The 14347-nt window shown below is 68.9% G+C and carries 14 protein-coding genes; 1 reads left to right on the top strand and 13 read right to left on the bottom strand.

The window, feature by feature from the left end; translation table 11 throughout:
- Positions 1–8: 8 nt before the first annotated feature.
- The 5 genes from CJ177_RS09840 to CJ177_RS09820 all read right to left on the bottom strand — a co-directional run bounded on the left by CJ177_RS09840 (position 9) and on the right by CJ177_RS09820 (position 3935).
- The gene (locus tag CJ177_RS09840; protein WP_025432522.1) at positions 9–953 is read right to left on the bottom strand and encodes an aspartate carbamoyltransferase catalytic subunit; all 945 of its coding nucleotides are present in this window, start codon (positions 951–953) and stop codon (positions 9–11) included.
- Entirely contained in the window at positions 954–1583 is a 630-nt protein-coding gene (gene pyrR, locus CJ177_RS09835; protein WP_025432521.1) for a bifunctional pyr operon transcriptional regulator/uracil phosphoribosyltransferase PyrR, read from the bottom strand. It lies immediately after the preceding gene.
- Positions 1584–1723: 140 nt separating this feature from the next.
- The gene (gene nusB / locus CJ177_RS09830; protein WP_005241711.1) at positions 1724–2233 is read right to left on the bottom strand and encodes a transcription antitermination factor NusB; all 510 of its coding nucleotides are present in this window, start codon (positions 2231–2233) and stop codon (positions 1724–1726) included.
- On the bottom strand, positions 2234–2797 hold the full coding sequence (gene efp, locus CJ177_RS09825; RefSeq protein ID WP_005241702.1) for an elongation factor P: 564 nt from the start codon (positions 2795–2797) through the stop codon (positions 2234–2236).
- A gap of 34 nt (positions 2798–2831) precedes the next feature.
- Positions 2832–3935 carry a Xaa-Pro peptidase family protein gene (locus CJ177_RS09820; RefSeq protein WP_005241688.1) on the bottom strand — a complete coding sequence of 368 codons (1104 nt, stop codon included), beginning with the start codon at positions 3933–3935 and terminating at the stop codon, positions 2832–2834.
- 136 nt (positions 3936–4071) lie between these two features.
- On the opposite strand from CJ177_RS09820, the gene CJ177_RS09815 reads away from it, so the two are divergent.
- Positions 4072–4818: a B-4DMT family transporter gene (locus CJ177_RS09815; RefSeq protein WP_025432520.1), complete on the top strand. Its 747-nt coding sequence runs from the start codon at positions 4072–4074 to the stop codon at positions 4816–4818.
- A gap of 87 nt (positions 4819–4905) precedes the next feature.
- Here the strand turns inward: CJ177_RS09815 and aroB are convergent, their stop codons facing one another.
- From aroB to alaS, 8 genes are all read right to left on the bottom strand, one after another.
- Positions 4906–6018 (bottom strand): 3-dehydroquinate synthase, encoded by a 1113-nt coding sequence (gene aroB / locus CJ177_RS09810; RefSeq protein WP_005262316.1) that lies wholly within the window; start codon positions 6016–6018, stop codon positions 4906–4908.
- Between the two features lie 94 nt (positions 6019–6112).
- Positions 6113–6619 carry a shikimate kinase gene (locus CJ177_RS09805; RefSeq protein WP_005241678.1) on the bottom strand — a complete coding sequence of 169 codons (507 nt, stop codon included), beginning with the start codon at positions 6617–6619 and terminating at the stop codon, positions 6113–6115.
- Between the two features lie 38 nt (positions 6620–6657).
- Positions 6658–7845: a chorismate synthase gene (aroC, locus tag CJ177_RS09800; protein WP_025432519.1), complete on the bottom strand. Its 1188-nt coding sequence runs from the start codon at positions 7843–7845 to the stop codon at positions 6658–6660.
- A gap of 75 nt (positions 7846–7920) precedes the next feature.
- Complete coding sequence (locus tag CJ177_RS09795) at positions 7921–8580, bottom strand: A24 family peptidase (RefSeq protein ID WP_095867647.1); 660 nt, start codon at positions 8578–8580, stop codon at positions 7921–7923.
- Positions 8581–8614: 34 nt separating this feature from the next.
- Complete coding sequence (locus CJ177_RS09790) at positions 8615–9442, bottom strand: shikimate dehydrogenase (RefSeq protein WP_005241670.1); 828 nt, start codon at positions 9440–9442, stop codon at positions 8615–8617.
- On the bottom strand, positions 9432–11126 hold the full coding sequence (mltG, locus tag CJ177_RS09785; protein ID WP_095867646.1) for an endolytic transglycosylase MltG: 1695 nt from the start codon (positions 11124–11126) through the stop codon (positions 9432–9434). Before mltG ends, CJ177_RS09790 begins: the two co-directional genes overlap by 11 nt.
- A complete protein-coding gene (gene ruvX / locus CJ177_RS09780) occupies positions 11123–11659 on the bottom strand; it encodes a Holliday junction resolvase RuvX (RefSeq protein ID WP_095867645.1) in 537 nt (178 codons plus the stop codon). Before ruvX ends, mltG begins: the two co-directional genes overlap by 4 nt.
- Before the next feature lie 2 nt (positions 11660–11661).
- Positions 11662–14334, bottom strand: a complete 2673-nt coding sequence (gene alaS, locus CJ177_RS09775; RefSeq protein ID WP_005241652.1) for an alanine--tRNA ligase — start codon at positions 14332–14334, stop codon at positions 11662–11664.
- Positions 14335–14347 lie beyond the last annotated feature (13 nt).

The following is a 14347-nucleotide window of genomic DNA, read 5'->3' as shown; positions in this document are numbered from 1 at the left end:
GCTACCACTCATCCCGCAACTTCCTCCGCTCCGACCAGCAGCCGGAACAGCACCGCCATCCGCATGTGCACACCGTTGGTCACCTGCTGCAGCACGGCGGTTCTCGTCGAATCGGCCACCGCCGACGCGATCTCCATGCCGCGCAGCATCGGACCGGGGTGCAGCACCACCGCGTGCTCGGGAAGCAGCGCGAGCCGCTTCTCCGACAGGCCGTAATTGATCGAGTACTCCCGCTGGGACGGGAAGAACCCACCGTTCATCCGTTCCGCCTGCACGCGCAGCATGAGGACGGCGTCGAGGCCGGGAAGCTCCGCGTCCAGCGAATGCGCCACCGACACCGGCCAGGTGGACACCCCCACGGGGAGGAGCGTGGGCGGCGCGACGAGGACCACCTCGGCGCCGAGCATCGACAGCAACAGTGCGTTCGACCGCGCGACCCGGCTGTGCAGGATGTCGCCGACGATGGCGATGCGCTTGCCCTCGATGTCGCCGAGACGCTGACGGAGTGTGAGCGCGTCGAGCAGCGCCTGGGTGGGATGTTCATGGGTACCGTCGCCGGCGTTGATGACCGCCGGTCCGCCGTCGTCCTGATGCCCGGTCCACTTCGCGATCTGGTGTGCCGCACCCGACGCGGGGTGGCGCACGATCAGAGCGTCGGCGCCGGCAGCGCGCAGCGTCATCGCCGTGTCCCGGAGGGATTCGCCCTTGGACACCGACGAACTCGAGGCGCTGACGTTGATGACGTCGGCGCTCATCCACTTCCCGGCGACCTCGAACGACACGCGGGTCCGGGTCGAGTTCTCGAAGAACACGGTCATGACCGTCCGGCCGCGCAGCGTCGGGAGCTTCCGCACCTCACGTCCGAGGAGGGCTTGTTCGAAGCGTTCGGCCTCGTCGAGGAGTTCGACAGCCGAGTCCCGTGTCAGGTCCGCGATCGACAACAGGTGCTTCACTTAGCTCTTCCCCCCGGAGATCATGACCGCGTCGCGGCCGTCGTGTTCGCTCAGGAGCACCTTGACGTCCTCGGTGCGGGCGGTGGGCACGTTCTTGCCCACGTAGTCGGCGCGCAACGGCAGTTCGCGGTGCCCACGGTCGACGAGGACGGCGAGCTGAACGGCGCGCGGCCGCCCGAGGTCACGGAGGGCGTCGAGCGCCGAGCGGACGGTGCGGCCGGAGAACAGCACGTCGTCGACGAGCACGACCAGAGTGTTGTCGACACCGCCCTCGGGCACCGACGTGCGCTCGAGGGGACGGTGCGGTTTGGTGCGCAGGTCGTCGCGGTACAGGGTGATGTCGAGCGAGCCGACCGATGGGCGCACCCCGGAGAATTCTTCGACCTTCCCGGCGAGGCGCGCGGCGAGCGTCGTGCCCCGGGTGGGGATGCCGATCAGGACGACACGCGGCGCGTCACCGTCGGCGGCGTCCAGCGCGGTCTTCTCGATGATCTGGTGCGCGATTCGCGCAATGGTCCGTCCCACATCGGCTGCGGACAGCAGCTCGCGTGCGGGTTCGACGGACGGGGACGACTCTGGTGTTGAATCCGCCGGTTCCCCGGCGGGGCGAGACCCTTCGGGCACGCGCATACAACGACCTCCTTCTCCGCCTCACTGGACGGATCGTTAAAGGATGCCTGACGCGGACAGCTTATCAGCGCGTCGACTGCGCCAGGCCCGGACCCCTGACCTGCGGGCCCGCCGTCGCGGGCCCGCAGCGGGACACGAACTTACGAGCCTGCGTCGGTCGACTCGCCGCCGGCGGTCTCGGCGCGCCGCGACGTCGCGGCCGCAGCCGACCGCACCTGCGGGGCCACCAGCACGACCTGACCGAGGATGCCGTTCACGAACCCCGGCGACTCGTCGGTGGACAGCTGTTTGGCCAGCTCCACCGCCTCGTCCACGGCCACGACCGGAGGCACGTCGGTGGCGTGGAACAGCTCCCACACGGCGATGCGCAGGATGGCGCGGTCGACGGCGGGCAGCCGCTCGAGCGTCCAGTCCTGCAGGTGAGACGAGATCACCTCGTCGATGCGGTCCAGGTTCTCCGCGACCCCGGTCACCACGGTGACGGTGTACGGAGCGACCGGTGCCACGGAATCGTCCTTACCGGACAGGTCCGCGCGTTCGGTCGCGAGATCGACCGGATCGAGATCTCGCGCCTCGGCCTCGAAGAGGAAATCGACGGCGCGCTTGCGGGCCTTGTGCCGTGCGCCGAGTTTCTTATGCGTACCGGACACTCAGGAATTCACACGCCCGAGGTAGTTGCCGTCGCGGGAATCGACCTTCAGCTTGTCGCCGGTGTTGATGAACAGCGGAACGTTGATCTCGGCACCGGTCTCGAGGGTGGCCGGCTTGGTGCCACCGGTGGAGCGGTCGCCCTGCAGACCGGGATCGGTGTGCTGGACCACCAGTTCGACGGTGACGGGCAGTTCCACGAACAGCGGAACGTCCTCGTGCGTCGCAACCTGCACGGCCATGTTCTCGAGCATGAAGCGGGCGCCGTCGCCGACGGTGGCCTCGCTGATCGAGATCTGGTCGTAGGTGTCGCCGTCCATGAAGATGTAGTCGGTGCCGTCGTGGTACAGGTACGTCATGTCGCGGCGGTCGACCGTGGCCGTGTCCACCTTGACGCCGGCGTTGAACGTCTTGTCGACGACCTTGCCCGAGAGCACGTTCTTCAACTTGGTGCGCACGAACGCGGGACCCTTGCCGGGCTTCACGTGCTGGAACTCGGTAATCGTCCACAGCTGGCCCTCGATCTGCAGGACCAGGCCGTTCTTGAAATCACTAGTGGAAGCCACTTGCTTCGCGTCTCCTCGATAAGGTCGAAACCGTCTACACGACAGTCAGGTCTTTGGTGGTGAGTGTGAGCAGCTCCGGTCCCTGCTCACGAACCACGAGCGTGTCCTCGATCCGCACGCCTCCGCGCCCGGAGAAGTACACGCCCGGCTCGACGGTCACCGCCGCACCGTCCAGAAGTGTACCGGTGCCCAGCTTGCCGATTCCCGGAGCTTCGTGGATCTCCAGGCCGACGCCGTGTCCGAGCCCGTGCAGGAACAGTTCTCCGTAGCCCGCGTCTTCGATGACCCGGCGGGCGGCACCGTCCACGGCGGACACCTCCGCGCCCGGGCGCAGCGCGTCCCGTCCAGCCTTTTGCGACCGCGCGACCAGCGCATACACGTCCCGTTGCCAGTCGGCGGCCTGCCCCAGGACATACGTTCTGGTCATGTCCGAGTGGTACCCGCCGACCTCGGCGCCGAAGTCCAGCTTCACGAAGTCACCGCCGGCGAGCACCGCCTCGGTCGGGCGATGGTGCGGGATCGCCGAGTTGGCGCCCGCCGCGACGATGGTCTCGAACGAGATGCCGTCGGCACCGTGCGCGAGCATCAGCGCCTCGAGTTCCCGGCCCACCTCCTTCTCGGTGCGCCCGGGGCGGAGGCCACCACGCTCGATCAGCTCGGCGAGCGCGGAGTCGGCGGCCAGGCACGCCGCCCGCAGCAAGCCGACCTCGAAATCGTCCTTCACCATCCGCAGTTCCTCGACGAGACCCGGAACGGGATCGAGCCGCGCGTCCGGCGCGAGCACCGACCAGGCCGCGAACTCGTCCACCGTGACGACGTGACTCTCGAACGCCAGCGAGGACGGACTCCGCCGCCCCACCGATTCGATGAGGTGCGCGGCGCTGGCACGGGCGATCTCGGCCCGCAGATCGGGAACCTGTTCCCCGACCTGCGTGAGATAGCGGCCGTCGGTGCAGATGACGGTGCGCTCCTCGGCGCCCTCGGCGTCGGCGGCGTGCACGAGCAGGGCGGCGTTGGATCCGGTGAACCCGGTGAGATAGCGGATGTTCACCAGATTCGTCACCAGAAGCGCGTCGAGATCCCGGGCGGCGAGGGCCGCGCGCAGCGCCGCGCGCCGCGAACCATGATCAGCAGGCATGTCGTCAAACGTACCGGCAAATCGTCACCCGGAGGGCGCGGATCGACGGCACCCGTCCGGTGGCGAGAACAGGTTCCAGAGCGCGCCCGTGTGGGTTAGACCACACGGGTGAAAACCCGCTCGTTACGCTGTGCCCATGAATGCGTGGGTGGTACGCGGCCTCGGCATGGCCCTGATACATGTTTTCGTTCGTGTGATCCTCGGTGTGTCGATCACACAGTGGCCCCTTCAGGGTTCCGCTCTGAGATGGCTCGCACTGCTGATCGTCGTGTTCGTGGCACTGATCTGGGCCGGCATCGACGGCATCCGGGACCGTCGCCGGAACCCCGAGCCGGAGGACGGCGCCGACCTGACGATGCTGTGGCTGAAGGCGGCCCTGCTCGGCGGCATCGTCGCGGGTGTGGGGAGCTGGCTGGCCAACCTGATTCCGTCCCTCAACGTCACCCAGAACTCGTTCTTCTTCGAGATCACGTCGGGGGCCGCGTTCACGGTCCTGCTGATCTTCGTGCCGGCCATGCTCGCCGTGTTCCTCGGCCGGTTCTTCGTCAGCCGCGAGTCCAGGAAGACGCAGAAGGACCGCAGCGAGCGTCGGCCGGCGGTGCACGGCGTCGGCACGGCCGCAGGGGCCGCAGCGGGGGGAACCGCAGCAGCAGCCGTCGCCGACGACGAGGGCTACGGACAGAACTACCCAGGCCAGGCCTACGAGCAGACCGCGGACACCGGTTACGCCGGGTCCGACGCCGACACGGCGGTGTTCGAACCGGTGCACAACTACCGCGAGGACACGTCCGACCTCGATCAGCCGCAGGGCGGGGACACCGGGTGGCAGGATCCTGTCGACCTCGGGAAGCGCACCACCGACGACCAGCGCCGCGGCGAGTAACAGCTCTCGGCTTCACCACACCGACAGAGACGCGGCGGTGTGAGCGCACTCGCTCACACCGCCGCGTCTCGCTTTCGTGCCGCTACGTCACAGCAGGACGGCACCGCCGGTGCCCGGCTTCTCTTCCCGCGCCACCGCGGAGTACGCGGCCACGAGCAGAGACGGGTCCGGACCCTCGAGCCGTCCGGGCTTCGCGAGCCCGTCGAGGACGACGAACCGCAGGACGCCCGCCCGGTTCTTCTTGTCGGTCTGCATTCCCTCGACCAACTGGCCGAACGCGTCCGCGTCGTACGTGGTGGGCAGACCCACCAGTTCCAGGATGGTGCGGTGCCGATCCGCCGTCGCATCGTCGAGGCGTCCCGCCAGACGCCCCAGCTCGGCCGCGAACACGAGCCCGACGGCGACCGCCGCACCGTGGCGCCAGCGGTAGCGCTCACGCCGCTCGATCGCATGCCCGAGGGTGTGCCCGTAGTTGAGGATCTCGCGCAGATCGGACTCGCGCAGATCGGCGGCAACGACCTTGGCCTTGACCTCCACGGACCGCCGGATCAGTTCGGGCAGAACGGTTCCCGTGGGGTCGAGAGCGGCTTCGGGGTCCTTCTCGATGAGATCCAGGATCACCGGGTCGGCGATGAAGCCGGTCTTCACGACCTCCGCCATCCCGGCGACGATCTCGTTGCGTGGCACCGTCTCGAGCGTCGCCAGGTCGATCAGCACCGCCGACGGCTCGTGGAAGGAACCCACCAGGTTCTTGCCGGCCTCGGTGTTGATGCCGGTCTTGCCGCCGACCGCCGCATCCACCATCGCGAGCAACGTCGTGGGCACGTGGATCACGCGCACACCGCGCATCCACGTCGCCGCGACGAACCCGGCGAGGTCGGTGGCCGCGCCGCCGCCCAGGCTGACCACGGCGTCGCTGCGGGTCAGCCCGATCCGGCCGAGGACCTCCCAGCAGAAGCCGGCCACAGCCAGATCCTTGCCGTCCTCCGCGTCCGGAATCTCGATGCGGTGCGCATCGATTCCCTTTTCGGCGAGCGCCGCGCGCACCGCCTCCGCCGTCTCCGCCAGCGGCGGCTGATGGAAGATCGCCACCGTCCTCGTGCCGGTGAGTTCGTCCACCAGCTCGCCGAGCAATCCGCGCCCGATGATGACCGGGTAGGGGTTCGCCGTCTGCACCTGTACGCGTACCGGTTCGGTCACTGTCTGCTGCTCCGCTCCGTCTTGTCCGAGATTCTCGGATGTCTCTGTTCCGCCGGGGTCGCCCATCACTCGGCGACTCCGCCGGGGTCGCCCATCACTCGGCGAGTTTCGCCACCAGCTGCTGCACCACACGGGCGGGGCTCCGACCGTCCGTGCGTATCCGGATGGACGCCACCTGCCGGTACAACGGTCGGCGCTTGCGCATCAACTCGGTGTACTTCTGGCGGGGGTCGCCACCGGCGAGAAGGGGGCGCGCGGTGTTGGTCCCCGTGCGCTTGAGCCCCTCGGCCACGCTGATCTCGAGATAGATCACGGTGTGGCCCTTCAACAATTCCCGGGTGCGCTCGGAGAGGATGGATCCACCGCCGAGCGACACGATCCCCTCGTGGCTCTCGATGGCCTTCCGGACGATCTCTTCCTCGAGCGCGCGGAAGGCGGGTTCGCCCTCCTGGACGAAGATCTCGGCGATCGTGCGTCCCGCCTCTTCCTCGACCGCCACGTCGGTGTCGAACAACGGAAGGTCCAGGGCCTGCGCGAGGCGCCGCCCGATCGTGGACTTACCCGCTCCCGGGGGGCCGACGAGTACGGCTTTCGGTGCCATCATCCGTCACCGCCCCGACGCGACGGCAGACCGGCTGGTCATCGCGCGAGCCGGGCTGCGACGCCCGACGCGTAACGCTCGTAGTTGGCGGTCGTCTCGGCAACCGAGTCGCCCCCGAACTTCTCGAGTGCCGCCTGGGCGACGACCAACGCGACCATCGCCTCGGCCACGACACCGGCGGCGGGCACCGCGCACACGTCGGACCGCTGGTGAATGGCCACGGCCTCCTCACCGGTCGACATGTCGACGGTGGCCAGTGCGCGCGGAACCGTCGAGATCGGCTTCATCGCCGCGCGAACGCGGAGCGCCTCCCCGTTGGTCATGCCACCCTCGAGACCGCCCGCGCGGTTGGTCGAACGCAGGATTCCGTCCGGGCCCGGACGCATCTCGTCGTGCGCCTGGCTGCCGCGACGGCGCGCGGTCTCGAAGCCGTCGCCGACCTCGACACCCTTGATGGCCTGGATTCCCATCAGGGCGGACGCGAGACGGGCGTCGAGGCGGTCCGCGCCGCTGATGAACGATCCGAGACCCACGGGGAGACCGTGGATGACGACCTCGACGACACCGCCGAGGGTGTCGCCGTCACGCTTGGCGGCCTCGATCTCGGCGATCATCGATTCCTCGGCGGCCTTGTCGAAGGCACGTACCGGGCTGGCGTCGATCGCCGCCAGATCCGACGCGGTGGGTTCGGGGCCGACGTAGGGGGCGGACGCGCCGATGGAGATCACGTGGGACAGCACCTCGACGCCGAACACCTGGCGGAGGAAGCTGCGGGCGAACGTCGCGGCCGCGACCCGGGCCGCGGTCTCGCGCGCACTCGCGCGTTCGAGAACCGGGCGGGCGTCGTCGAATCCGTACTTGAGCATGCCCGAGTAGTCGGCGTGACCGGGGCGCGGGCGGGTGAGCGGCGCATTCCGCGCCTGATCGGCGAGCAGTTCGGCGTCCACCGGGTCCGCGGACATGATGGTTTCCCACTTGGGCCATTCCGTGTTGCCCACCTCGACGGCGATCGGTCCGCCGAGCGTCCGCCCGTGGCGCACGCCACCGACGATGGTGACCTTGTCGGCCTCGAACTTCATCCGCGCACCGCGGCCGTAGCCGAGGCGGCGTCGCGCGAGTTGGGTCGAGATGTCCTCGGACGTCACTTCGACGCCCGCGACCATCCCCTCGAGCATCGCGACGAGGGCGGGACCATGGGATTCTCCGGCAGTTATCCAGCGCAGCACGCCCAATATCCTTCCATGTCGCCGCGCCCGGCAGTGACGGTGGTCCTCCCAACCGCGTGCCGGGCGCGGACTCGTTCAGGTGACGTGCGCGGCGAACAGCGCAACCAGTGTCGCGGCACACATGGCAGGGCCGTGCGGGAGCGGCGGCGGCGAACGCCGGACGGCGAGGACGATGCAGCCCGCCAGCGCTGTCAGCGCCGGTGCGAGCCCGGCCGCGAGCACCCAGGCCCCTCCCCCGGCCAGCCCGGCGGCCGCGCCGACTCCGAGTGCGAGTTTCACGTCACCCGCACCGACCGCACCGGGTGCGCCCAGGTACAGGGCGAGATACGCCGCCGCCAGCAGGAACCCGCCGATCACGGCGGCGGCCGCGGATCCGGTCGCGGCACCGCCGACGACGATCGCGAGGAATCCGGGCAGGGTCAGTAGGTTCGGCAGCCTCCGCGCACACAGATCGGTGGCGGCGAGACTCACACACCACCACCAGAACGCGAGCGCACACGGCAGCACCCACGGGGCGGATGCGGCGGAGGCGGCCCACACCGTGACGGCGACGCCGACGGCGCACACCGCCTCGCACCAGCCCGGCCGCACCGTGCCCACGAACAGACAGGCCGTCCGGCGGGCTGCCCATCCCGCACCCGCACCTGCCACCACACTCGCCGCGATCAGCCACCACATACCGAGCAGCATGCATGACCGGGTCACGGTGTCGATCACCGTGACCTGGCACGACAATCGACCTGTGGACGGCGGTCCGGCCTGTGGACAACTAGCCCAGAGCGGCCGCCATCGCCTCGCGCGGCGCCGGGCGACCGGTAAACTGCTCCACCTGACCGAACGCCTGGTGCAGGAGCATCGAGAGCCCGCCGACGACGGTGCCGCCGGCCGCCTCGACCGCGGCGGCCAGCGGGGTCGGCCACGGGTCGTAGATCGCGTCGAGCACGAACGGCGCCCGCCCGAGAAGGTCCGCGTACTCGGTGATCGCCGCGGACGGAACGGTGCTGACGAGCGCGGACGCCGCCGCGCACCGGGCACCGAGTTCCGGGCTGTCGAAGCCGAGCAGCCGGACGTCGAGCCCCACCGATTCTGCGCACCCCAGTGCACCTGCCGCGCGACCCGCGTCCCGTGCCACCACGGTCACGGATTTCACGCCCATGTCGGCGAGCGCCACGAGCGCGGGCCTGGCCGTTCCCCCGGCGCCGACGACGACCGCCTCGGCGCCCGCGATGGTTCCGACACCACCCGCGGTGAGCGCACCGCTGACCCCGTCGACGTCGGTGCAGTCGGCACGCCAGCCACCTTCGATACGGACGAGGGTGTTCGCCGAGCCGATCGCCACGGCCCGTTCGGTGCGCTCGGACGCGAATTCGAGTGCGGCGATCTTGCCCGGCATCGTGACGGACAGACCGACCCATTCCGGGCCGAGCCCGGACACCAGGCCGGGCAGCCGCTCCCCGTCGCACTCGATCCGGTCGTAGGTCCACCCGGTGAGACCGAGCGCCCGATACGCCGCGAGGTGCAGTTGCGGCGAGCGCGAATGCGCGATCGGGCTGCCCAGCACCGCAGCTTTGCGTGCGGTCACCACTTCATCGTCCACTGTTGAGAATCCCGTTGTTGAGAGCCTGGTCGATGTTGGCCAGGTGTTCGTCGTAACTCTTCGTGAACAGGGTCGTGCCCTTCGAATCGACCGTCACGAAGTAAATCCAGTCGCCCGGCGCCGGTTGTTCGACGGCCTGCAACGCCCCGATGCTCGGCGAGGAGATCGGCGTCGCAGGCAGCCCGGGGCTGGCGTACGTGTTCCAGGGTGTCACCTGTGCGCGGTCGGCGTCGGTGGTCGCCAGTTCGGTGGTGTCGAGCGCGTAGTTGACCGTCGAGTCGAACTGCAGCGCCTGGTTGACCGCGAGCCGGTTGAGGATGACGCGAGCGACCTTCGAGAAGTCGTCCGGCATCGCCTCCCGCTCCACCAGCGACGCCGCGATCAGCATCTTGTACGGCGTGAGGCCGACCTGGTTGCCCGCGGTGAGGATTCCGGTCTTCTCGTAACTCGCGGAACTGTCCGTGACCAGTCGCTGGAGTATGGCGGCGGGGCCGGCGGTCGGATCGAAGTCCCAGCTTCCCGCGGCGATCAGTCCCTCGAGCTGACGGTCCCGGTCCGGAACACCGGCGACCGCGTCCTTCGCCCAGTCGGGCACCCCGAGCGCGGACAGGTCGCCCGCACCGGCGGCGTTGAGGTCGTCGTAACTGATGCACTGCTCCTGGCCGGCGTCACCCATACAGCTGGCCTCGGAGATCAGCGTGTAGATCCCCTTCTTCTTGGCCCCGGTCTGCACATCGGTGGTGTCGTGGAGTTGCCTGCCCTCGGAGATGATCATCTGCCCGACACGGGAGGCGGGGTCGACCAGTTCCTGCACGGCGTCGTCCGCCGGAATCTGGGTCGAGAGGCTGTAGAAGCCGGGTTGCACCGAGTTCATCGCGTTGCTCTGGACTGCGGCGTTGAAGAAGGCCGATCCGCTGGCGACGATGTCCCGCTCCGCCAGGGTGGAGGCGATCTCCTCGGCGGTGTCGCCCGGATGCACCTGCACGACCACTTCGGGACCACCCGGGCCCGCGTAGTCCGCGGGGGCGTCGGGCCCGCCGAAGAACATCTTGCCGCCGACGAACACGATGCCGACCAGCACGATCAGGACCGTCGCGGCCGCGAGGGCGCCGAACAGTTTCCCTCGGCGAGCGCGGCCCTCGGCCTGTTTGCGGCGGCGGGCCTGCGTGCGGGCGTGGGCGCGCGACGGCGGGATCTCCTCGGGGATCGCCGAGATTATCTGCGTCTCGGCCTCCGCGAACGCGACATCGGGCTCGTGGGGCGGTGTGTCGTAGCCGTCGTCGGGATAGGCGTGGGCCTCGTACGGTTCGTCGACACGTACGGGCTCGTCGACGTACGCGTAGTCGTCGTACGCGTGGTCGTCTGCTGCCGGTTCGCGGTAGGCGCGGGCGTCGCCGTACGAGCGGGGACCGTATCCGTCCTCGTAGACGGGCTCGGGGTCGAACGGCCGCTCGTACACCGGCTGCTCGTACACCGGGTCCGCGTAGTCGGCGTGGGGTTCGTCGACTACACGGTCGTCGTACACCACCGCGTGCCTGCCCGTGGTGACGACGTCGTCGTCCTCGGGGGGCGGCGCGTAGTCGACCTGGTCGTCGTCCTCGTCGAGGTAGCGGTGCCGTCGGGGTTCGCGGGGGGCGTACTGGAATTCGGGTCGCTCACCTGAGGGTCGGCGATGATTGCTCACTGGCCTCCCTCCGGTAGCTGCACGTCCCTACCTGAATCCCCTGCGTTCACCGACCTGCTCCGCTCGTCCAACCATCCCTGCAAGATCGCCACCGCCGCAGCCTGGTCGATCACAGGACGCTGGCCCCTCGCACTGACACCGCTCTCGCGAAGCGCCCGCGCGGCCGTGACGGTCGTCAGACGTTCGTCCGCCATCCGCACCGGTATCGGGTCGACCTTCCTTCGCAATCGCTTCGCGAACACAGTAGCGATCGAGGCGGCCTTCCCCCGTTCACCCCGCAAGGTCTGCGGCAGACCGACGATAACCTCCACGGCCTCGTATTCCTCGACAATGTCGGCAATGCGCCGGATATCCGGCGCGTCGGGTCCCCGCTCCTTGGACCGGGGCACCGTCTCCACGGGGGTGGCGAGGATCCCGTCGGGGTCGCTCGACGCGACGCCGATCCTGACGCTGCCCACATCGATGCCGATGCGCCGACCACGCCCAGGGTCGTCGACTCCCGGTCGATCCGGACCCTGTTCCGCGTGATCCACCGCTACTGGCTCCCCACCTTGTCCGCCACTTGTCCCCGGACAGCGTCGAGGGCGGCCGCAATTCCGCTGGTGTCGGAGCCGGAACCCTGTGCCATGTCGGCCTTTCCGCCTCCGCGGCCGCCGATCTTCGGACCGAATCCCTTCACGAGGTCGCCGGCCGCCAGGCCGAGTTCCTGTGCCGCCTTGTTCACGGCCACCACGAACGGAACCTTGCCGTCGACGTCGCCGAGCAGCACGACCACGGCGGGCTGGGTGCCGAATCTGCCGCGGATGTCGGTGACGAGCCCACGCAGGTCGTTGCCGCCGACACCGGCCGGGGCGGAGTCCGCGACCAGCAGCACGGGCCCGACCCGCTGCGCCTTGTCGACGAACGTGCCCGCCGCGGCGAGGACCGCCTGCGCGCGGGTCTGCTCGAGTTCCTTCTCCGCCACCCGAAGTCGCTCCACCAGCGCCTCGACGCGGGCAGGCACTTCTTCCGAGGGCACCTTCAGCGACGACGACAGACCGGCGAGGAGCGCGCGTTCCTTGGCCAGGTACCGGTACGAATCGAGCCCGACGTAGGCCTCGACGCGACGCACACCGGAACCGACGGACTGCTCACCGAGCAGTGTGACGTTGCCGATCTGCGAGGAGCTACCCACGTGAGTTCCACCACACAGCTCCATCGAGAACGGTCCGCCGATCTCGACGACCCGCACCTCGTCACCGTAGTTCTCGCCGAACAGCGCCATCGCACCCATCGACTTCGCCTTGTCGAGGTCGGTGACGAACGTGTTCACCGAGTAGTCGGCGGCCACCGCCTCGTTCGCGACGACCTCGATGTCCTGCTTCTGCGCTTCCGTCAGCGCGCCCTGCCAGGAGAAGTCGAAACGCAGGTAGCCCGGCTTGTTCAGCGAGCCGGCCTGAACCGCGTTGGGGCCGAGCACCTGCCGCAACGCGGCGTGCACCATGTGCGTGCCGGAGTGCCCCTGGGTGGCACCCTTGCGCCACGCGGCGTCGACCTGCGCGAGCACGACGTCACCCTCGGTGAGCTGACCCTCCTGCACGGTCACCTTGTGGACCCACAGCTTCTTGGCGATCTTCTGGACGTCGTTGACCTTCACCCGCAGTCCCGGGCCCGTGAGGGTACCGAGGTCGGCGATCTGTCCACCCGCCTCCGCGTACAGGGGGCTGCGGTCGAGGATGACCTCGACGTCCTGGCCGGCCGTCGCGACGGGGACCCGCTGCCCCTGCGAGATCAGCGCGAGAACGTGTGCCTCGGAGACCAATTCGTGGAATCCGGTGAACTCGGTGGGTCCGCGATCGAGAAGTTCCTTGTAGACGGTCAGGTCGGCGTGCGCATGCTTACGGGCCTGGGCGTCGTCCTTCGCGCGCTGCCGCTGTTCCGCCATCAGCGTGCGGAAGCCCTCCTCGTCGACGGTCAGGCCCGCCTCGGCCGCCATCTCCAGGGTCAGGTCGATCGGGAAACCGTACGTGTCGTGGAGCGCGAACGCCTGGTCGCCGCCGATCGTCGACTTACCGGACGCCTTCACCGACTCGGCGGCGCCTTCGAACAGCTTCGAGCCGGACGTGAGGGTCTTGAGGAACGCGGTCTCCTCCCCCACCGCGACCGTCTCGATCCGGCCGAAGTCGGTGTCGAGGACGGGGTACGACGGTGCCATCGTGTCGCGGACGACGGTGATGAACTCACGCATGCTGGGCTTGTCGGCGCCGAGCAGCCTCGCGGACCGGACGATGCGCCGCAGCAGGCGGCGCAGGACGTAGCCACGCCCGTCGTTGCCGGGGTTCACACCGTCGGCGATGAGCATCGCGGCGGTGCGCGCGTGGTCGGCGATCACCCGGAAGCGCACGTCGTCGTCGTGGACGGCGCCGTACTTGCGGCCCGACAGTTCCTCGGCCTTCGCGATGACCGGGCGCACGAGGTCGGTCTCGTACACGTTGTCGACGCCCTGGAGCAGGAACGCGACGCGTTCGACGCCCATGCCGGTGTCGATGTTCTGCTTCGGCAGCGGGCCGAGGATCTCGAAGTTGTCCTTGCTGATGCCGAGGCCACGCTCGTTCTGCATGAACACGAGATTCCAGATCTCGATGTAGCGGTCCTCGTCGGCCTCCGGGCCGCCTTCCTTGCCGTACTCGGGGCCGCGGTCGTAGTAGATCTCCGAGCACGGGCCGCAGGGGCCGGGAATGCCCATGGACCAGTAGTTGTCGGCCATGCCTCGGCGCTGGATTCGCGATTCGGGAACGCCGACCTCGTCGCGCCAGATGTCGCGGGCCTCGTCGTCGTCGAGGTAGACCGTCACCCAGATGCGCTCGGGATCGAAGCCGTAACCCCCGTCGTCGACGCTCGAGGTCAGCAGCGACCATGCATGCTTGATCGCGTCGCGCTTGAAGTAGTCGCCGAACGAGAAGTTGCCGGCCATCTGGAAGAACGTGTTGTGCCGTGTCGTGATGCCCACATTCTCGATGTCGAGGGTGCGCACACACTTCTGGACACTGGTCGCCCTCGGGTACGGCGGCGTCTGCTGGCCGAGGAAGAACGGCACGAACTGCACCATCCCGGCGTTGACGAACAGCAGGTTCGGATCGTCGAGAATCAGCGAGGCGCTGGGTACCTCGGTGTGGCCTGCCTTGACGAAATGGTCGAGGAAGCGCCGGCGAATCTCGTGGGTCTGCACGTCAGTGATCCTT

Origin of the sequence: Rhodococcus sp. ACPA1 (assembly GCF_002300195.1) — a bacterium.
GTDB classification, from domain to species: domain Bacteria; phylum Actinomycetota; class Actinomycetes; order Mycobacteriales; family Mycobacteriaceae; genus Rhodococcus_F; species Rhodococcus_F opacus.
This window is presented reverse-complemented; position numbering and strand designations above follow the sequence as displayed.

Coding starts and splice junctions, on each gene's coding strand:
- CJ177_RS09815 (WP_025432520.1), top strand. CDS start 4,072: ATGAATGCGTGGGTGGTACGCGGCCTCGGCATGGCCCTGATACATGTT.
- CJ177_RS09820 (WP_005241688.1), bottom strand. CDS start 3,935: ATGCCTGCTGATCATGGTTCGCGGCGCGCGGCGCTGCGCGCGGCCCTC.
- pyrR (WP_025432521.1), bottom strand. CDS start 1,583: ATGCGCGTGCCCGAAGGGTCTCGCCCCGCCGGGGAACCGGCGGATTCA.
- CJ177_RS09805 (WP_005241678.1), bottom strand. CDS start 6,619: ATGGCACCGAAAGCCGTACTCGTCGGCCCCCCGGGAGCGGGTAAGTCC.